18 protein-coding genes are annotated in these 18,777 nt (G+C 53.2%); 15 read left to right on the top strand and 3 right to left on the bottom strand.

Going from position 1 to position 18,777, the window contains the following annotated elements:
• The first annotated feature begins 86 nt into the window (after positions 1-86).
• From CLV80_RS13900 to CLV80_RS13865, 8 genes are all read left to right on the top strand, one after another.
• A complete protein-coding gene (locus CLV80_RS13900; RefSeq protein ID WP_106358536.1) occupies positions 87-1,667 on the top strand; it encodes a phosphate ABC transporter substrate-binding/OmpA family protein in 1,581 nt (526 codons plus the stop codon).
• A gap of 86 nt (positions 1,668-1,753) precedes the next feature.
• Positions 1,754-2,662 (top strand): type IV pili methyl-accepting chemotaxis transducer N-terminal domain-containing protein, encoded by a 909-nt coding sequence (locus CLV80_RS13895; RefSeq protein ID WP_165793386.1) that lies wholly within the window; start codon positions 1,754-1,756, stop codon positions 2,660-2,662.
• A 173-nt stretch (positions 2,663-2,835) separates the two neighbouring features.
• Positions 2,836-3,741 (top strand): tRNA pseudouridine(55) synthase TruB, encoded by a 906-nt coding sequence (gene truB / locus CLV80_RS13890; protein ID WP_106358534.1) that lies wholly within the window; start codon positions 2,836-2,838, stop codon positions 3,739-3,741.
• A gap of 33 nt (positions 3,742-3,774) precedes the next feature.
• On the top strand, positions 3,775-4,293 hold the full coding sequence (locus CLV80_RS13885; protein ID WP_106358533.1) for a DUF1643 domain-containing protein: 519 nt from the start codon (positions 3,775-3,777) through the stop codon (positions 4,291-4,293).
• Between the two features lie 98 nt (positions 4,294-4,391).
• On the top strand, positions 4,392-5,234 hold the full coding sequence (locus CLV80_RS13880) for a calcium-binding protein (protein ID WP_243394579.1): 843 nt from the start codon (positions 4,392-4,394) through the stop codon (positions 5,232-5,234).
• Positions 5,235-5,367: 133 nt separating this feature from the next.
• Positions 5,368-5,637: a 30S ribosomal protein S15 gene (gene rpsO, locus CLV80_RS13875; RefSeq protein ID WP_106358532.1), complete on the top strand. Its 270-nt coding sequence runs from the start codon at positions 5,368-5,370 to the stop codon at positions 5,635-5,637.
• A 368-nt stretch (positions 5,638-6,005) separates the two neighbouring features.
• Positions 6,006-8,141, top strand: coding sequence for a polyribonucleotide nucleotidyltransferase (gene pnp, locus CLV80_RS13870; RefSeq protein WP_106358531.1), 2,136 nt, complete (start codon positions 6,006-6,008; stop codon positions 8,139-8,141).
• A 228-nt stretch (positions 8,142-8,369) separates the two neighbouring features.
• Positions 8,370-9,023 carry a hypothetical protein gene (locus tag CLV80_RS13865; protein ID WP_106358530.1) on the top strand — a complete coding sequence of 218 codons (654 nt, stop codon included), beginning with the start codon at positions 8,370-8,372 and terminating at the stop codon, positions 9,021-9,023.
• Between the two features lie 43 nt (positions 9,024-9,066).
• Here the strand turns inward: CLV80_RS13865 and CLV80_RS13860 are convergent, their stop codons facing one another.
• Complete coding sequence (locus tag CLV80_RS13860; protein WP_106358529.1) at positions 9,067-9,714, bottom strand: peroxiredoxin; 648 nt, start codon at positions 9,712-9,714, stop codon at positions 9,067-9,069.
• 191 nt (positions 9,715-9,905) lie between these two features.
• Between CLV80_RS13860 and CLV80_RS13855 the strand changes: the two genes are divergently transcribed.
• The gene (locus CLV80_RS13855) at positions 9,906-10,835 is read left to right on the top strand and encodes a VOC family protein (protein ID WP_106358528.1); all 930 of its coding nucleotides are present in this window, start codon (positions 9,906-9,908) and stop codon (positions 10,833-10,835) included.
• A gap of 1 nt (position 10,836) precedes the next feature.
• Entirely contained in the window at positions 10,837-11,433 is a 597-nt protein-coding gene (locus CLV80_RS13850) for an alpha/beta hydrolase (protein ID WP_106358527.1), read from the top strand.
• Here the strand turns inward: CLV80_RS13850 and CLV80_RS13845 are convergent.
• Positions 11,430-12,074 (bottom strand): pseudouridine synthase, encoded by a 645-nt coding sequence (locus tag CLV80_RS13845; RefSeq protein WP_106358526.1) that lies wholly within the window; start codon positions 12,072-12,074, stop codon positions 11,430-11,432. The genes CLV80_RS13850 and CLV80_RS13845 overlap by 4 nt on opposite strands.
• Positions 12,074-12,727 carry a YggS family pyridoxal phosphate-dependent enzyme gene (locus CLV80_RS13840; protein WP_106358525.1) on the bottom strand — a complete coding sequence of 218 codons (654 nt, stop codon included), beginning with the start codon at positions 12,725-12,727 and terminating at the stop codon, positions 12,074-12,076. Before CLV80_RS13840 ends, CLV80_RS13845 begins: the two co-directional genes overlap by 1 nt.
• A 226-nt stretch (positions 12,728-12,953) precedes the next feature.
• On the opposite strand from CLV80_RS13840, the gene CLV80_RS13835 reads away from it, so the two are divergent.
• The 5 genes from CLV80_RS13835 (at position 12,954) to holA (ending at position 18,728) form a co-directional block, all read left to right on the top strand.
• The gene (locus tag CLV80_RS13835; protein ID WP_106358524.1) at positions 12,954-14,069 is read left to right on the top strand and encodes a porin; all 1,116 of its coding nucleotides are present in this window, start codon (positions 12,954-12,956) and stop codon (positions 14,067-14,069) included.
• A gap of 160 nt (positions 14,070-14,229) precedes the next feature.
• Positions 14,230-14,622: a DUF3576 domain-containing protein gene (locus tag CLV80_RS13830; RefSeq protein WP_106358523.1), complete on the top strand. Its 393-nt coding sequence runs from the start codon at positions 14,230-14,232 to the stop codon at positions 14,620-14,622.
• Between the two features lie 77 nt (positions 14,623-14,699).
• Complete coding sequence (gene leuS, locus CLV80_RS13825) at positions 14,700-17,231, top strand: leucine--tRNA ligase (protein ID WP_106358522.1); 2,532 nt, start codon at positions 14,700-14,702, stop codon at positions 17,229-17,231.
• The gene (lptE, locus tag CLV80_RS13820; protein WP_243394578.1) at positions 17,221-17,703 is read left to right on the top strand and encodes an LPS assembly lipoprotein LptE; all 483 of its coding nucleotides are present in this window, start codon (positions 17,221-17,223) and stop codon (positions 17,701-17,703) included. The genes leuS and lptE overlap by 11 nt, the downstream gene beginning before the upstream one ends.
• Positions 17,700-18,728 carry a DNA polymerase III subunit delta gene (gene holA / locus CLV80_RS13815; RefSeq protein ID WP_106358521.1) on the top strand — a complete coding sequence of 343 codons (1,029 nt, stop codon included), beginning with the start codon at positions 17,700-17,702 and terminating at the stop codon, positions 18,726-18,728. Before lptE ends, holA begins: the two co-directional genes overlap by 4 nt.
• Positions 18,729-18,777 lie beyond the last annotated feature (49 nt).

Below are 18,777 nucleotides of genomic sequence, written 5' to 3'. Positions count from 1 at the left end.
GGTATCGGACAATATCATTAAAACGGGTAAACAATACGCCCTAAAATTGCAGCCCGCTCAGGGACATAGTAGAATGGAGCTCTTCTTTGAAACACACCACCAGCACCAAACAACGTTCTATTTTGAGAACCCTCATTCTGGCGAGCACAACCACGCTATGCACGAACGCAGCAGCTGACGTCGTCACATTGCGGTCGACCGATGGTACGATCAACCTTCAGGGCGACTTGATCGGTGTCGTCGATGATTACTACCTTCTTCAAACCGCGTTGGGCGATCTTCGTATTGCGACCAACCGCGTACGTTGCGAGGGCGAAAGTTGCCCAACAACCAAAGCGATTGAAGCCGACATTACAGTCAGCGGGTCTGACACTATTGCACAAGGTTTGATGCCCCTATTGATGGGCGGCTACGCGACATCACAAGATGCTGAATCCACAATAACAACGACCGCTAACGACGGAGAGTTCGCAGCGACACTTGTCGGACAGCAAGGGTTCGGTGATTCAATGGGCACCTATCTGGTTAGCTCTAGCAACGCTGGGGATGCTTTCTCTGGGCTGCTCGACAATTCTACGCAGGTCGCAATGTCGGCGCGCCCCATCACAGCAGACGAAGCCGCTGCGCTTGCTGCCAATGGCGCGGGCGACATGACCGCGCTGGACCAAGAGCACATCCTCGCGCTGGACGGTCTGGTCGTGATCGTAAATCAATCTAACCCGGTAACACAACTTTCCGTTGTGGACGTTGCACGCATATATCGCGGCGAAGTCACGAACTGGGCTCAGGTCGGCGGCCCTAATCTCCCTGTGTCCGTCGTAACAAGCGACACTGATACAGCATCAGTGTTTAACGCAGGCGTGTTTGGCGGCAATTCACCAGCTAATGCACCCAGCGCATTTACAGCAACCGACAACGTCGAAGCCTCAAACTATGTTGACGAAAATGCAGGCGCAATTGCATACGTTGGATTTGCATTTAAGCGTGGACAGAAACCGCTGACATTGATCAGCGAATGTGGAATTGGCACAGAGCCTGATGCGTTTTCAGTCAAGACCGAGGAATACACATTGTTCCGCCGTTTGTTCTTGTACAACCGCGGCGATGTTGCTGATCCGATGGCAACTGGTTTCATCGACTACGCGACGTCTGATGCTGCGAACGGTGTCATCCGGCAATCAGGCTTTATCAATCTGGGTGTTGAGCGGGTCGAAATGGGCCTCGCAAGTCAACGTGCCAAAACCGTTCTTCAATCAGGCACAAACGCCACCGAACAGCGCGTCGCAAGCAACATGCTTGCGCTGATGGCAAACAACGACCGCCTGTCATCCACGTTCCGTTTCCGCACCGGCTCGACAATCCTTGACCCGCGCGGCCAAGCCGACCTGACGCGGCTCGCAAACTATCTAAAGGATATGCCAGCAGGCACTGAAGTAACATTGGTCGGGTTTGCGGACTCGGTCGGCGCATTCGGTCCCAACCTATCACTCGCAGAGGGGCGCGCGGCCCAAGTACGCGCTGCACTTGAAACACTCGCGGGCGATAGTCTTAGCAACGTGACAATCAAAACCACTGGTTTTGGTGAAATCGCCCCTGCGGCCTGCAATACAACAGATTCAGGACGTCAGATTAACCGTCGTGTCGAAACATGGATCAGCACACAATGAGCGGGTTCAACAAGTTTTCAAACGTTTTGACATCACAGATGCGCGGCAACGCGCATCCCACCCTGTCGCGGAGTAAAGAGGTCGCCATGTCTAAAAAGTCACCCATCGCCGCAACCAAACACCTTACAGGCGTTGTGATCGCAAGCGTTTGCTTAAGCACATCAGCTTTCGCCCAAAGCGAAGCCGACGCAGTTTACATGGCTGGCGCAGAACGCGTGCATGTTGGTGGGTTGATGCGCGAAACGGCGCAACGTATGGCCGTCGCGTCCTGCTTTTTCGACGCCGGCATCGAGGTAGACGCCTACAGCGCACAAATCACGCAAGGCGTTTCCGACTATGACAGCTACCTAACAGCGCTGACAGAAGGTGACGCTGCACTGGGCATCGACACAGCCGAAGAAGGGCGCGGACTGAACTCGACGATTTATAGTGTGTCGTCACAGTGGGACCGCTTTAAAGAAGCCGCACTGGGGCGCCTAAACGGTGAAGGCCCGACTGACGGGACAGACTATGTTTCGCGTCACAATCTTAACATGATGCATACGTCAAAATACTTGCTGCGCGAAATCATTGCCGACTATGCAATCCCGCCAGCGCTTTTGCAAAGCGACGCATTTACCCTTGATATTGTGACCCGCCAGCCAGCGCTTTCCAATCAAATCAGCAAAGAAGCTTGCGGCTTGATAACCGGAAACACCGTGATGGGAAGCACAACACGGTTTGACAAATCTGTGGGTCGGTTTGACGCATCAATGGGCGCGCTGATCAATGGTTTCGATAGCCTCGGCGTATCGGCACCACCAACGCCAGAAGTTCGTGCATCGCTCGAAGCCATCGCCGCAGATTGGGCAACACTAAAAGCCGACCTTGAGCAGGTAGCGGGATCGACCGACGTCACACTCGCCCTGAGCATCGATCAGCAATTCGAAGTGATTAACGGCAAGTTCGACGAGATTATCCCCGCATACATCGAAAGCAGTAAATCGGGCCTCTGAGCTACTTATGACAAACAGCCGCCCGCCACCAATGTACGGGCGGCTTTATTATGTGAAATGACAAAGAAATAGCCCCTCGTTTCAGAGTGCTAACATCGTGCAACATCCTGTCGTGCTTGACCGCTGCGCTTTGGGCGACTAGCAAGCGCGCAATCTGACAAAGGACATGAACGATGGCGCGCAAACGCAAGGGACGCGATATTTCTGGCTGGCTCGTGGTGGACAAACCCGCTGGGCTGACCTCGACCGCCGTAGTGAACAAAGTTCGCTGGGCGCTTGACGCGAAAAAGGCAGGCCATGCAGGCACGCTTGACCCCGAAGCAACTGGCGTTCTAGCCGTGGCATTGGGCGAAGCGACAAAAACCGTTCCCTACATCACTGATGCCCTAAAAGCATATACGTTTACCATTCGGCTTGGTCAGGCAACAAATACTGACGACGCCGAAGGCGAAGTCATCGCAACAAGCGACCTACGTCCAGACGACGAAACCATCAAGGCCACCTTTGGTGCCTTTATCGGCGACATCATGCAGGTCCCCCCTCAATTTTCAGCTGTCAAAGTCGACGGCGAACGCGCCTATAAGAAAGCACGCGACGGCGAAGAAATGGAACTAGCTGCACGTCCCCTATGGGTCGAGGAACTCCTTCTTATTGACCGTCCCGACGCGGACCACGTCGTTTTGGAAATGACTTGCGGCAAAGGTGGCTACGTCCGATCCATCGCCCGCGACCTAGGCGAGGCGCTTGGCTGCAAAGCCCACGTCAGATCGCTGCGCCGCATTTGGTCTGGCCCATTTCAGGCGACCGATGGCGTAACATTGGAACAGATTGATGCAGCGGCAAAAACAACTGAATTAGACGCATCTATTCAACCTCTCGAAGTGGGTCTTCAAGATCTACCAGAAGTCCGGTGCCTTGCCGAAAGCGTGACCAAACTACGTAATGGCAACCCGGCATCGGTGATCGCGTCAGGCGTTGAATACGGCGAAGAAGTATGGGCATCCTTCGAAGGCAAGGCCGTCGCTGTCGGCACTTATCGCGGTGGCGAAATCCAACCAACACGCGTATTTGTAACGTAGGGTGGATTTTAATCCACCTAACCCTTTGCCCTGATGATTGTTCGAAGCCATACCAAAGACGACGCACCTTCGACCGCGCTTTATTCGGACTGCGAACGCTACCGCTATGCGCTGACCCGTAGCTGGGACGACACCGGCAAGCGCGTATTGTTCGTGATGCTAAACCCGTCCAAAGCAACCGAGGTTCAAAACGACCCAACAGTTGAGCGTTGCGAAAGACGTGCCCGCACATTGGGTTTTGGCGCATTCCGGGTAACAAACATCTTTGCGTGGCGCGAGACTGATCCCCATTTGATGCGCAAAGCCAATGATCCAGTCGGCCCAGAAAATGACACCGTCCTACAGGAATCGGTCAATTGGGCGGATCAAATTATCGCCGCTTGGGGGACGCACGGCGAACATTTGAAACGCGGTGCCGCGACCGCAGAACTGTTGCACAAGACAGGCAAACCGATCTTTACCTTAGGCGTGACCAAACACGGCAACCCAAAACACCCATTATACATCAGCTATTCCCAACAACCGATGCGTTGGGACCCGGCGGCACGTTAACCATAGCGGCAGTTTCCAGACCGCTCAACGTGTTGGCCATGCTAGAAAATTACCGGCAGCTGGGTCGATGGCGACTCGCTCGATCGTAGGTAATGACAATGTTGGCGATTTTAGGAATTCTTGGGGTGACGATGTCAGCGATTATGCTGGTGGACCCTGAAGACGACGAACCAGAGACTACCACACACGAAGACGACCCCGATGAAATCGATGACGAAGACATCATGCCAATGGACGAATTCATGGATGCGGTCGATGCAGACATGATCGTTTTTTCGGGCGATACCGATGACGTTGTGACCACAGGATCAGGCGATGACTATCTTGATGGTGAAGATGGCCATGACCTTTTGGCAGGTGGCGCAGGCGACGATGAAATCCACGGTGGGGCGGGAGACGACCAGATTAATGGCAATGCCGGGAACGACAACCTGTTTGGCCATATCGGCGATGACCTTGTCGAAGGAGGTGCTGGGAACGATAGCCTGAACGGTGGCGGCGGCAATGACATCCTATCGGGAGGCACAGGCGACGACATGCTGCTTGGCTCATTGGGCGACGACACACTAATCGGTGGCGACGGTGCTGACACGCTACATGGCGGCGCGGGCGACGATATTATTGAAGATCGCGAAGACAACATCCGCGACTTTCTGAACGGCGGCGCAGGAAATGATGTGCTGATTGGTGGGAATGATGACGTCCTAAACGGTGGCACTGGCGCCGATACCTTTGCATTGGGTACCGACACCATGGCAATCATCCAAGACTTTATCCCCGGTGAAGACGTAATCGAAATTAGCTATGCGGGTAACGAACCAACAATTACAACTCAGCTATCTGACGATGGCTTGGTATTGCTCGCCGACGATCAAATCGTTGCCACGTTCAGCAATCTGATAGAGCTTGATCTTTCTTCGGTCACGCTGGTTTCCACATAAAAAGCTTTCCTTTTTGAAGGAATCCCCCTAAATGCAGCCATCCGCGCAGGGAATACCTTGCCGGAGCCTCCACGGGCCTTTCTGGACGACATCCCGGATCGCGCCATTCACCCTTAATAACAAGGAGACCCCGATGTCGATTACTGCAGAAGACAAAGCACGGATCATGAAGGAATTTGCAACCAAAGAAGGCGACACAGGTTCGCCCGAAGTTCAGGTTGCTATCTTGTCATCGCGCATCGCGACACTGACAGAGCACTTCAAGACCCACAAAAAAGACAACCACGGCCGCCGCGGTCTGCTTAAAATGGTTGCTCTGCGTCGTAAGCTTTTGGACTACACAAAGGCCAAAGACGAAGCACGCTACCAAAGCCTGATCGAGCGTCTAGGTCTGCGTCGCTAAGCCGACGCATCGAAGCATAGCTTCAGCAACGATACAAAACGTCCACCTTTTGGTGGGCGTTTTTTACTTTAAGCTAGATCGAGACTAATTCTCTTGAAAACCGCCACAACACACGCATAAAGTGTGTGGATGAATAATTCCAAATTTCATGATTTAGCAAAGGCCATGTAATTGATCGGACACAGTACAAAATGTGACCAAATCGCAGTTGAAAGAGCTTTCTCTTCCCAAATACGCAAAATTCAGCTATGGCCCGCAAATCTTGAGAGACCGGCGCCCGCATTCCAGCGCCTGACAAAGAAGATACCGGAATGAGGGGGAATACGCCCCCTACGCAAAATGGGCTGCGGCCCGACTAGGAAAACATGATGTTTAACGAAGTTAAAAAATCGATGCAGTGGGGGCAAGAAACGCTCACACTTGAAACGGGCAAAGTTGCTCGTCAGGCTGACGGCTCTGTCATTGCCACGCTGGGTGAAACCAGTGTTATGGCAAACGTGACATTCGCACGCGCCCAAAAACCCGGTCAGGATTTCTTTCCTCTGACCGTTCACTACCAAGAAAAATACTACGCCGCCGGTAAAGTACCAGGCGGCTTTTTCAAGCGCGAAGCACGTCCAACTGAAAAAGAGACGCTGACATCCCGCCTGATCGACCGTCCAATTCGCCCACTGTTCGTTCCCGGCTTCAAAAACGAAGTTCTGGTCATGTGTACAGTTCTGTCGCACGACATGGTCAACGACCCAGACATGGTTGCGATGATCGCTGCTTCTGCTGCGCTGACAATTTCCGGCGCGCCATTCCGTGGCCCAATCGGCGCTTGTCGCGTTGGTTTCGTGGACGGAGAATACATCCTGAACCCTGAAATCGACGACATGCATAACCTGCGCCTGAACCCAGAGCAGCGTTTGGATCTTGTTGTAGCCGGCACCAAAGACGCCGTGATGATGGTTGAATCAGAAGCGTACGAGCTGACCGAAGCAGAAATGCTGGGTGCGGTGACTTTCGCCCACGAACAGATCCAGCCTGTGATCGACCTGATCATTGATCTGGCAGAAGAATGTGCGAAAGAGCCATTTGACTTCCAGCCAGAGGATTACTCTGAGCTTTCCGCAGCTGTAAAAGCCGCTGGCGAAGACGCAATGCGCGCTGCTTATGCAATCACAGACAAGCAAGAGCGCACAGCCGCGGTTGCTGCTGCGAAGGCATCAATCATCGAAGCCCTGACAGACGAACAAAAAGAAGACGGCAACTTGGGCGCTGCGCTTAAGAAGCTCGAATCAAACGTTCTGCGCGGCGATGTTGTGAAAAACGGCAAGCGTATCGACGGTCGTGCATTGGACACAATTCGTCCAATCGTTTCAGAAACAGGCATCCTGCCACGTACACACGGTTCTGCCCTGTTTACACGCGGCGAAACCCAAGGTCTGGTTGTAACGACATTGGGCACTGGCGACGACGAACAAATGATCGACTCGCTGACTGGCATGTATAAATCTAACTTTATGCTGCACTATAACTTCCCACCATATTCTGTTGGTGAAGTTGGTCGTGTGTCTGGTCCTGGCCGTCGTGAAATCGGCCACGGTAAATTGGCTTGGCGTGCGCTTCAGGCTGTTCTGCCTGCTGCAACTGATTTCCCATACACAATCCGCTTGGTGTCTGAGATCACTGAATCAAACGGTTCGTCTTCGATGGCATCTGTATGTGGTGGCTCTCTGTCCATGATGGACGCTGGTGTTCCGCTTAAGTCACCAGTTGCTGGCGTTGCGATGGGTCTGGTTATGGAAGACGATGGCGACTACGCAATCTTGTCTGACATCTTGGGTGACGAAGACCACCTTGGCGACATGGACTTTAAAGTTGCCGGTACTGAAAACGGTATCACGTCTTTGCAAATGGACATCAAGATTGCAGGCATCACGTCTGACATCATGTCAAAGGCGCTTGAGCAGGCGAAAGCCGGTCGTTTGCATATCCTCGAAGAGATGGGCAAAGCCCTGACAGGCGCGCAGGAATTTAGCGTTCACGCACCTAAGATCGAAACAATGCAGATCCCAACCGACAAGATCCGTGAAGTAATCGGTTCTGGCGGCAAGGTCATCCGTGAAATCGTTGAAACATCCGGCGCAAAAGTCGACATCAACGATGACGGTGTGATCAAGCTGGCATCTAACGATGCTGAAGCGATCAAAAAAGCCTACGACATGATCCATTCAATCGTAGCAGAGCCAGAAGAAGGCGTGATCTACAAAGGGACAGTTGTGAAACTGGTCGACTTTGGTGCTTTCGTGAACTTCTTCGGCAAACGCGACGGTCTGGTACACGTGTCCCAAATCGAAAACCGCCGCCTGAACCACCCTTCTGACGTTCTAAAAGAAGGCCAGGAAGTATGGGTTAAGCTGCTTGGCTTCGATGATCGTGGCAAAGTCCGCTTGGCCATGAAAATGGTTGATCAGGAAACTGGTAAAGAAGTCGTTAAAGAAGAAGCCGCTGAAGAATAATTCAGCCCACTCTTAGTTTAAGCGAAGGCCCTGACATTGATTTGTCGGGGCCTTTTCAATTTACGCTACATATTCGTGCACACGGGATAACCGAAAATCCACTCCGAAAACACAACCGTTGCGGTGCAGCCACAACCACCTGCAAATCAAAGAACTACTTTTGTAGTTCAACTATTCTCTCAATTTAAATCCTATAGATAAAATCCATTCACTTTTTGGAGACTAATAATGAATACTACTTTTGCTAGCTGCGTAGCAGTACTTGTTTCATGCACTGCCGTTCAAGCGCAAGAAGCTGGCGATATGTCCGTCGGGCTTGGTGTTTCGACATTCGGTGGCAACCTAGAAGCATCATACGTCATCAACGAACAGTTTCGCGTTCGCGGTGCACTAATGGGCGGCTTCTCTTATGAAGATTCCGGCTCTGAGCCTGGCGACGGTTCCTATGAATTTGACGCAAGCCTTGGCGGTTTTGCCGTCTTAGCAGATTACTATCCAACACAAAGCGGCTGGCGTGTGTCAGGTGGCCTATTCCTATCCAACACAGATTTCACCGGTGTTGCAGAAGCATCAGCTGCCAACCCAATCGAGATTGATGGAACTGAGTACACAAGCGGCTCTGTGACGACAAAGTCTGAATTTAACAACACCGTCGCACCTGTCCTGACAACGGGTTATGATCTGCATTTCGCAGACAACTGGACATTCAGCAGCGAAATCGGTGCGATTTTCATCGGTGGTGTTGATCTGTCAGCGAAATCTGACGATGCGACGTTGCAAGCTGAAATTGACAGCAGCGACGACTACGCAGAAGCGCGTGATGACGCGGATGATCTAAACATCTATCCGTACCTCAGCCTTGGGCTTGCGTACCGTTTCTAAAATTAGGTGGACCGCATCCAATATTGAATGCGGTCCATTTTTGTTACAGCTTCGTCGTACGTAGGTACGGCAACACGGTTTTGAAATCACCGTATTTCGCTTTGGCATCTTCATTACTTACCGATGCTGGAATGATCACATCATCACCGACATTCCAGTTTGCAGGCGTAGCCACACCCTGCCCAACCGACGTTTGCAAACCATCAAGTGCACGTAGGACTTCGGCAAAGTTACGGCCAACGGTCATTGGATATGTCATCGACAGCTTTAGCTTCTTATCTGGCCCAACGATAAAGACAGAACGCACTGTCGCGCTATCCGCAGGTGTGCGCCCGTCAGGCATGTAGGCCTCGGCAGGAAGCATGTCGAAGGCTTTAGCCATTTCCAGCCCCTCATCGGCAACGATGGGAAAACCTGCTTTAGTGCCAGCAACAGTTTCGATGTCACCTTTCCACTTTTTATGATCTTCGACACCATCAATACTGATGCCCAGAACCTTCGTTCCGCGTTTTTCCCATTCGTTTGCCAACTGCGCGACCGCGCCAAATTCTGTGGTGCAGACGGGGGTAAAATCCTTGGGGTGCGAAAACAGGACTGCCCAGCTGTCGCCGATCCAATCATGTAGGGAAATCGTGCCGTGGTCTGTCTCAACCGTCATATCGGGAATTGTATCGTTAATGCGTAGGCCCATTGGAACGCTCCTTTGTTGTAATGCGTTAGTAGATATATATGCCCGCATCGTTGATTGCGCTACAGGGTCATACCCTTTGTCGCAGCTTGTCATGTTTTCATGTTCATTTTCGAACCATTGCAGTGCGCTCAGCGGTATTTAGTGCGGATCGAAACACGTTATTTATGCGGCAACAGATCAGGAGATGACCAATGCTAAAACAAATCAAAGGCCTGCATCACGTCACATCGCTGGCCAGTGATGCCCGTACAAACAATGCGTTCTTTACTAACGTACTTGGATTACGACGCGTCAAAAAGACCGTCAATTTTGACGCCCCCGACGTTTACCACCTGTACTATGGGGACGAAGCCGGAACGCCGGGGACTGTCATGACATATTTTCCGTTTCCAAATGCTGGCCGCGGCATCGCTGGTACTGGCGAAGTGGGGCGGACATCGTTCAGTATCCCAACAGGAACGTCGCAGGCATGGCTTGATCGCTTGGCCACATTTGAAACGACGGCAATGTCTCAAGACGTTCGCTTTGGTCAAAACCGCATTTTGTTTGATGGCCCAGACGGCGATAGATTTGCCCTTGTCGAGAGCAATGATGACCGTACGCCATGGACTGGCAATGGTGTCAGCGCCGATATGGGCATTCGCGGTTTTCATTCGACCGACATGCAACTGGCCGATGACGCCCAAAGCGCAGAGCTGCTAAAGTTCATGGGCTACGAAAAGCAAGAGACCGAAAACAACGTGACCCGCTTCATCGTTCCGGGCGGGAATGATGCCAACGTAATTGATATAGAGCTTATCCCCGGTGCACGTCGCGCTGCCCAAGGTGCAGGTTCAGTACACCACATAGCCTTTGCCGTCGAAAATCGCGCCCGCCAATTAGAAGTACGCGAGGCGCTGTTGGACACTGGATACCAAGTTACGCCAGTCATCGACCGTGACTACTTCTATGCGATCTACTTTCGCACGCCGGGTGGCGTGTTGTTTGAAGTCGCGACAAACGAACCGGGATTTGACCGTGACGAGGACACCGCACACCTTGGCGAAGCGCTGAAATTGCCAAGCCAGCACGAACATCTACGCGCCCGCCTTGAAGGCTACCTCCAACCTATCGAGAACTAATATGCCATATCACGCCAAACGCACAAAGGGCGCAGCGGGACAGCCGCTGTTCCTAACGTTTCATGGGACAGGCGGAAACGAGGATCAGTTCCACGGATTTGCAGAACAACTGGCTCCGGCTGCGCATATTACATCGCCGCGGGGCAACGTAACCGAACATGGTGCCTTGCGTTACTTTCGCAGAACAGGCGAAGGCGTCTATGACATGCCTGATCTTGCACGCCGCACGACCGAAATGGCGCAGTTTATCCGCACCGAAATATCGACGGCGAATGCACCTCGCACGTTTGGGCTTGGGTATTCAAACGGCGCGAATATTCTTGCGGCTGTAGCACTAGAACAGCCAGACATCGTTGATGATCTAATCTTGATGCATCCATTAATTCCTTGGGAGCCCAAACCTCAGCCTAATCTTACTGGCCGCCGGATCTTGATCACTGCGGGAAAGCGTGACCCAATTTGCCCAGCACCTCAAACGCAGGATCTTGCGGATTATTTCACGGACCAAGGGGCGATTGTCACACTGCATTGGCATCAAGGCGGACATGAAATCAGCCAATCCGAAATCGAAAAAATTGCGGAATTTGTCTCTGGCTAAAACGGACACTTTGCTGTGATGCGCGTACCTTGCCCTCCATCCGGGTGTCGAAACTGGAATGTCTCAGAATGAAGCATAAGCCGGGGGTAGTCACCTGCAGGTCCTTCGGCATAAAATGGGTCACCCAATATTGGGTGCCCCATGGCCAGCATATGCACCCGTAGCTGATGTGAACGCCCGGTCTTAGGCATTAACCGTACGCGCGTCTCGCCGTTGCCTTTCCGCATAACACGCCAGTCGGTCAGCGCTTGCTTGCCATTTTCATGGTCAACCATCTGTTTTGGACGGTTGGGCCAGTCCACGATTAAAGGCAGATCAACCGTACCCGTCTTTTCCTGCATTTCGCCCCAGACCCGCGCAACATATGTCTTTTTGGTTTGACGCTTTTCAAACTGCAACCCTAGGTGGCGCTGCGCATGTGGAGTAAGCGCAAAAATCATCACCCCAGATGTGTCTCTATCTAGGCGATGGACCAAAAGCGCAGTAGGAAACACCGCCTTTACACGCGCCATCAGGCAATCGGCCAGCAACTCGCCTTTACCGGGAACTGACAATAGCCCACTCGGCTTATCAACCAAAACGACCTCGTGGTCGTCATGTAAGATGACAAGCGGATCCTGTGGCGGGTTATAATCCGTCATCACACAGATACGCGATCGCCAAAAATAGCAGAGCCAACGCGAATATGCGTCGCACCCAGCGCAATAGCCCGCTCAAAATCACTGCTCATACCCATCGAAAGACCAGTTAAACCGTTGCGCGCTGCGATCTTCGCAAGCAGTGCGAAATGCAGCGATGGCTCCTCGTCCACGGGCGGAATGCACATCAACCCCTTAACGGGTAGATCAAGCGCACGCACTTCGGCAACAAATGTGTCTGCCTGTGCAGGGAACACGCCCGCCTTCTGCGGCTCCTCACCTGTGTTCACCTGAATAAATAAATCTGGGCAATCTCCAATCTCTTGCGCCAATCGCGCAATGGTCGCAGCCAACTTTGGGCGATCAACAGTATGGATCGCCTGTGCAAGCTCCATCGCTTGACGGGCCTTGTTCGTCTGCAACGGCCCAATCATGTGCAGCTGAACGTCACTATAGACTTCACAAAACGCAGGCCACTTTCCTGCCGCTTCTTGCACCTTATTCTCACCAAAGACTCGATGTCCCTGATCCAAGACAGCCTCGACCCGGTCATTAGGTTGCACCTTAGACACTGCAATAAGGGTCACATCATCTTTTTTTCGCCCTGATGCCTCACAAGCGGCACGAATACGATCCTGAATATCGGCTAAGGGCATGTAAGGCTCCGGAAAATAAGGGTCACGTCACGTTTCAGGCCGAAATAAAGGCAATTAGGGACGATGTCACCGCCCAAAACACTGTGTGTCCTTGATGCATCATTTTCCGCGAACCCGCCTAATTATGGTCTAATTTACTTGAGTGTCAGAACCAATGGGCGCAGTTAAACGCCAATGCTAGGAAAACTGGCATTCTTGGGAATGCAAAACACGAGGGAATAAATCCATGAAAAGCATCCTTCTTACAACATCTGCGCTTGTTGCCTTTGCTGGCGCCGCAGCTGCTGAAGTATCTTTCTCCGGTGAAGCAACACTGGGCTACAACTCACGCATCGCTGGCGACAACGACGGTTTCTACTGGGACGCAAACGTTGCAACTGCAATGTCTCAGGAACTGGACAACGGCGTAACTGCTGCTGCGTCTTTTCAGTTTGACGCAATCGACAACGACAACGAAACAGACATCATCAGCGAAAGCTATGTTCTGTCTCTGACAACAGAATCTGCTGGCATGTACTACGGTGACACAGCATTTGCTGCTGAAACACTGTGGAAATCTGCAGGCGACATGGAATCTGACGGCTTCTCAGAAGCTGACGGCGAAACAGTTCTGCGCGGCGAAGCATCTTTCGGTGCAGTTGAAGCAGCCGTTTCTTACACAGTTGCCGATGCAGACAACAACTTCCCAACAGACGACAGCCACGTTGACCAGCTGTCTGTTGCTGCTGCTGGTGACTTCGGTCAGTTCTCAGTAGTTGCTGCGTACCAAGAAGAATCCGAAGCTGCATTCGGCGTTCTGGCAAACGGCGCAAACGGTGACTACAACACGTCCGAAATCTTCGGTCTGTCTGTAGGCGCGTCTTTCTCTGGCGCAGACATCACAGTTGCATACGCATCTGACGAAACACTGGACGAATCTTCTGTAGGTGTTCAAGTTGCTTACCCATTCGGTCCAGTAACTGCGACAGTTTACTACGTTTCAGAAGACGACGCAGCTGACGAAGACAACTACGGTGTAACACTTGCTTACTCCGAAGGCGCACTGTCTGTTAAAGGCGACTACGACTACGACCAAGGCGTAAACAAAATCGGCTTGGACGGTTCTTACGACCTGGGTAACGGTCTGACTATCCTTGCTGGTGTTTACGACCAGTCTGACGACGCGACTGAAGCAAACAACGGTACAGACGCATACATCGCAGGTACATACGACCTGGGTGGCGGCGCATCGATCCTCGTTTCTTATGCAGAAGCTGAAACAGCTGGCGCAAAAGCAGACGATGAAGTTGGTGGCCCAGACTACCAAGACGGCGCGACTGTTGAGCTGACATTCGCATTCTAAGCGAAGCCAGTATTTGACTAAGCGAGAGCGGCCCTTTGGGTCGCTCTTTGCTTTTGTGGGGACTGCTTTGTTGTATAACCGCTTGTGACCCGTTCAACCGTTCGCTACATATTTCGCCAATGGCAAAGTATCCCGACAAAGGGGAAGTGGTTTGACGTCAATGTTGAAATTTGTTCGCACAGGGCTTGTTGCTTTGTTGATCGGCTCGCTCGCTTCATGTGGCGGTGGCCAAACCCCGACACCGCGTGGTGCTGAAAACGTTGCGGTGAACCGCTATCTTTGGGCCGCGTCCCTTGATGTGCTGGACTTCCTGCCTGTACAATCTGCTGATCCGTTTACTGGTGTCATCTCGACGGGCTATGGCACGCCCCCTGGCAGTGGCAGCGCCTATCGCGCAACAGTACGCGTGATTGATCCTGCATTGGATGCCCGTTCGCTCCAAGTCGCACTGCAAAGCCGCAGTGGACCCGTTTCAATCGAAACACAGACAGCCATAGAAAACGCGATCCTATCACGCGCCCGACAGCTTCGCATTGCTGACGGCATCCTATAGCCTTCGGCATATCGCCCGATTATCAAATCCGCCGGGCCCCTGTTGCCCGGCGTTTGCATTCTTGAAAGACCGCTCTGATGACCACTTACACACCCGCCGATATCGAAGCGAAATGGCAATCCTCTTGGGCCGATGCCGAGACATTCAAAGCCGTCCGCAGCGCTGACAAACCAAAGTACTATGTGCTTGAGATGTTCCCATATCCATCGGGCCGTATCCACATGGGGCACGTTCGCAACTACACCATGGGTGACGTGATCGCGCGGTACAAACTGGCGACAGGTCATAACATCCTACACCCAATGGGTTGGGACGCCTTTGGTATGCCCGCAGAAAACGCTGCGATGGCTTCCGGCGGTCACCCCAAGGATTGGACATATAACAATATCGCCGACATGAAGGCACAGATGAAGCCGCTCGGCCTGTCCATCGACTGGTCCCGCGAATTCGCGACCTGCGATCCCGAATATTACGGCCAGCAACAGGCGCTGTTCATCGACTTCCTGTCAAAGGGTCTGATTTACCGTAAAAAGGCCGTTGTGAACTGGGACCCCGTCGACATGACCGTTCTGGCGAACGAGCAGGTCATCGATGGCAAAGGCTGGCGTTCTGGCGCAGAGGTCGAACGCCGCGAGTTGGTGCAGTGGTTCTTTAAAATCAGCGACCATTCCGAAGAATTGCTGACAGCAATCGATAGCCTCGATAACTGGCCTGCCAAGGTCAAACTGATGCAGGCGAACTGGATCGGCAAATCGCGCGGTCTGCAATTCGCGTTTGATCGCACTGATGGCGGCCAGATCGAAGTTTACACGACCCGCCCTGACACATTGATGGGTGCGTCCTTCGTTGGTATTTCACCTGACCATCCGCTGGCAAAAGAATTGGAAGCCAAAGACGAAAAAGTCGCCGCCTTCTGCGCTGAATGCCGCAAAGGTGGAACAACCGCCGAAGCAATCGAAAAGGCTGAAAAGCTAGGCTATGATACCGGCCTGACCGTCAAGCATCCGCTGGACGACAGCTGGGAACTGCCGGTCTATATCGCGAACTTTATCCTGATGGATTACGGCACTGGTGCGATCTTTGGTTGCCCCGCCCATGACCAGCGCGATTTTGACTTTGCGACAAAATACGGCCTACCGATCAACGCGGTGTTCCTGCCATCCGCCGACGCGGACGCCAACCTGACCGAAGCCTATACCCCAGCCAAAACCGACACTGTTACCTACGTCAAAGGCTTTGCCGGTGAGAGTGCTCAAACTGGCGACGACGCAGTCGACACCGCTATTACCTATTGTGAAGGCAAAGGTATCGGCGAAGGCGTGACCAAGTATCGTCTGCGCGACTGGGGCCTTTCTCGGCAGCGGTATTGGGGTTGCCCAATCCCAATTATCCATTGTGATGATTGTGGCGCGGTGCCTGAAAAGAAAGAAAACCTGCCAATTGAATTGCCATATGATGTGACATTCGACATCCCCGGCAACCCGCTGGATCGTCACCCAACATGGCGCGATTGCACATGCCCATCATGCGGTAAGCCAGCCCAGCGTGAAACTGACACGATGGATACCTTTGTGGATTCCAGCTGGTATTATGCCCGCTTTACTTCGCCACACGCTGAAACGCCGGCCAATGCTGAAGATGCGGCATATTGGATGAACGTTGACCAGTATATCGGCGGGATCGAACACGCGATCTTGCACCTGCTGTATAGCCGTTTCTTTGCCCGCGCGATGAACATCACTGGGCACCTGCCTGATAGCGCCAAAGAGCCGTTCAACGCGCTGTTCACCCAAGGCATGGTGACACACGAGATTTACCAAACGCGTAATGCTGAAGGTCGCGCGGTTTACCACTTCCCCGAAGAAGTCACAGACGGCAAACTGGCCGACGGCACCGAGGTAGAAATCGTACCTTCGGCTAAAATGTCGAAATCAAAGAAGAACGTCGTCGATCCAGATGACATTTTGGCGAAATATGGTGCGGATACTGCACGTTGGTTCGTGCTGTCCGACAGCCCTCCGGAACGCGACGTAGAATGGACGGCATCTGGCGCAGAAGCCACGCATAAGCACCTGTCGCGCGTGCTCCGTGTCGCCAACGACATCGCAACGATGGACACAGCACCCGGCACAGGTGACGAAGATCTGCTGCGCGCCACGCACAAGGCGATCCATGACGTGACCATGGGCGTTGAAACCTTTGGCTTTAACGCCGCAATCGCGAAACTCTATGGCTTTACCAACGTCTTGGCGAAATCCAAGGCAGGTGGCGCAGCTAAACGCGAAGCGGCCAAGGTTCTTGCGCAGCTGATGTCACCAATGACCCCGCATTTGTCCGAGGAAATCTGGAGCCTGCTGGGTGGCGAAGGCTTAATCGCTAATGCGCCTTGGCCTGTTGCAGACGAGGCCATGTTGGTTGAAGATACAGTTACTATGCCGATCCAGATCAACGGTAAACGTCGTGGCGAAATCAAGGTTGCGTCCGACGCGAGCAAAGACGCTATCGAAGAAATCGTAATGGGTCTTGAGGTCGTGCAAAAAGCCTTGGATGGCAACGCGCCAAAGAAACTGATCATCGTACCGGGACGGATTGTTAACATTGTCGTCTAACCTGCCATCGCGTCGCTTTGCCATTCTGGGGCTTCTTGCCCTAGGTGGCTGTGGTTTTGCACCTGTCTACAGTGACAGTAACACCCTGCGCGGCGCGATTGCATTTAAGGCGGATGAAACGATCGCGGGATATCGACTGCAAGAGCGACTAGAACAGCGGCTGGGGCGGGCGACAGCGCCCCGCTATACGCTGGACGTAACCATGACCAGAGGAAGCCGTAGCGCAGCCATTACAGACGACGGCGACACAACCCGCTACAACGTGACAGGCATTGCTAAGTGGACCCTTACTGATGCCACAGGGCAGCAAGTTGAAAAGGGAAAGGTTGACGCCTTTACCAGCTATTCCGCCACTGGTTCGACCACTGCGACCCAAACGGCTGCAACAGACGCGACCGCGCGCCTGTCGGTCATCCTTGCAGACATGATCGTTAGTCGCTTGCTGATCCTTAGCCCAAAGTTAATGCAATGAAGCTAACAGGGTCCGCGGCAACAGCATATTTCCGCAAGCCGGATCCAACCCATACGGGCCTGCTGATTTTTGGCGCCGATCCCATGCGCGTCGCCGAAAAGCGCCAGCAAGCTATTGCTGCTCTTGTCGGCCCCAACGGCGAAAAAGAAATGCGCCTGACACGCATGGCGGCAGCCGACCTCCGCAAGGACCCAGCGTTGCTGGATGACGCGGTAAAGGCGCAGGGCTTCTTTCCGGGCCACCGCGTTGCGTTTGTTGAAGACGCAACTGATACAGCCGCCAAAGCGATCACCAACGCGCTGGTTGATTGGAAGCCCGGCGATGCGCAGATCATCGTCACGGCCAGCCAACTGACTGTGAAATCCGCACTACGCAAGCTGTTCGAAAACCACCGCAATGCGATGGCTATCGGCATCTATGACGACCCGCCATCGGTCGCGGATATCGAACAAAGCCTGACACAGGCGGGAATTGACCAGCCAGAGCGAGACGTGATGGATGCACTTGTTGCGCTAGCCTCTTCGCTTGAACCCGGTGACTTTAGGCAGACGCTCGAAAAGATCAGCCTGTACAAGCGTGGTGACGACACGCCGCTGTCGGTGACCGAGGTAATGCTAAACGCGCCACAATCAGCTGAAGTCGACGTTGATGATGTGCTAGAGGTCGTGGCGCTTGGGCAGGCCGACAAACTGGGACCAGTCCTAAGTAATCTATATGCGCAAGGCGTGACCCCTGTGACGCTGTGCATTGGCGCGATGCGACATTTTCGGCGCTTGCACACTGCGGCTTCTGATCCCGGAGGTCCGGCCGCTGGTGTTGGTCGGCTGCGCCCACCCGTCTTTGGACCACGCCGTGACAAAATCGTACGCCAAGCTGCCCATTGGGGCCGCCCCCGTTTGGAACGCGCATTGACTGCGCTGACCGATGTGGATTTGCAGCTACGTTCGGCAAGCACAGCACCGCAAGGCCCCCTGATGGAACGTACTTTGATGCGCCTTGCAATGATGGCCCGCGCTAGCCGTTGAACGAAAAAAGCAGGCCCGAAGGCCTGCTTTTCATCAAGTCTTTCGACTT

Origin of the sequence: Yoonia maritima, from assembly GCF_003003285.1 — a bacterium.
GTDB classification, from domain to species: Bacteria; Pseudomonadota; Alphaproteobacteria; order Rhodobacterales; family Rhodobacteraceae; genus Yoonia; species Yoonia maritima.
Note: the sequence above shows the minus strand (reverse complement) of the source record. Positions and strands in the feature narration are given on the sequence as shown.

Excerpts from the sequence above, each read along its gene's own strand:
- CLV80_RS13895 (WP_165793386.1), top strand. The coding sequence starts at position 1,754 with ATGTCTAAAAAGTCACCCATCGCCGCAACCAAACACCTTACAGGCGTT.
- truB (WP_106358534.1), top strand. The coding sequence starts at position 2,836 with ATGGCGCGCAAACGCAAGGGACGCGATATTTCTGGCTGGCTCGTGGTG.
- CLV80_RS13885 (WP_106358533.1), top strand. The coding sequence starts at position 3,775 with ATGATTGTTCGAAGCCATACCAAAGACGACGCACCTTCGACCGCGCTT.
- CLV80_RS13880 (WP_243394579.1), top strand. The coding sequence starts at position 4,392 with ATGTTGGCGATTTTAGGAATTCTTGGGGTGACGATGTCAGCGATTATG.
- rpsO (WP_106358532.1), top strand. The coding sequence starts at position 5,368 with ATGTCGATTACTGCAGAAGACAAAGCACGGATCATGAAGGAATTTGCA.
- pnp (WP_106358531.1), top strand. The coding sequence starts at position 6,006 with ATGTTTAACGAAGTTAAAAAATCGATGCAGTGGGGGCAAGAAACGCTC.
- CLV80_RS13865 (WP_106358530.1), top strand. The coding sequence starts at position 8,370 with ATGAATACTACTTTTGCTAGCTGCGTAGCAGTACTTGTTTCATGCACT.
- CLV80_RS13860 (WP_106358529.1), bottom strand. The coding sequence starts at position 9,714 with ATGGGCCTACGCATTAACGATACAATTCCCGATATGACGGTTGAGACA.
- CLV80_RS13855 (WP_106358528.1), top strand. The coding sequence starts at position 9,906 with ATGCTAAAACAAATCAAAGGCCTGCATCACGTCACATCGCTGGCCAGT.
- CLV80_RS13850 (WP_106358527.1), top strand. The coding sequence starts at position 10,837 with ATGCCATATCACGCCAAACGCACAAAGGGCGCAGCGGGACAGCCGCTG.
- CLV80_RS13845 (WP_106358526.1), bottom strand. The coding sequence starts at position 12,074 with ATGACGGATTATAACCCGCCACAGGATCCGCTTGTCATCTTACATGAC.
- CLV80_RS13840 (WP_106358525.1), bottom strand. The coding sequence starts at position 12,727 with ATGCCCTTAGCCGATATTCAGGATCGTATTCGTGCCGCTTGTGAGGCA.
- CLV80_RS13835 (WP_106358524.1), top strand. The coding sequence starts at position 12,954 with ATGAAAAGCATCCTTCTTACAACATCTGCGCTTGTTGCCTTTGCTGGC.
- CLV80_RS13830 (WP_106358523.1), top strand. The coding sequence starts at position 14,230 with ATGTTGAAATTTGTTCGCACAGGGCTTGTTGCTTTGTTGATCGGCTCG.
- leuS (WP_106358522.1), top strand. The coding sequence starts at position 14,700 with ATGACCACTTACACACCCGCCGATATCGAAGCGAAATGGCAATCCTCT.
- holA (WP_106358521.1), top strand. The coding sequence starts at position 17,700 with ATGAAGCTAACAGGGTCCGCGGCAACAGCATATTTCCGCAAGCCGGAT.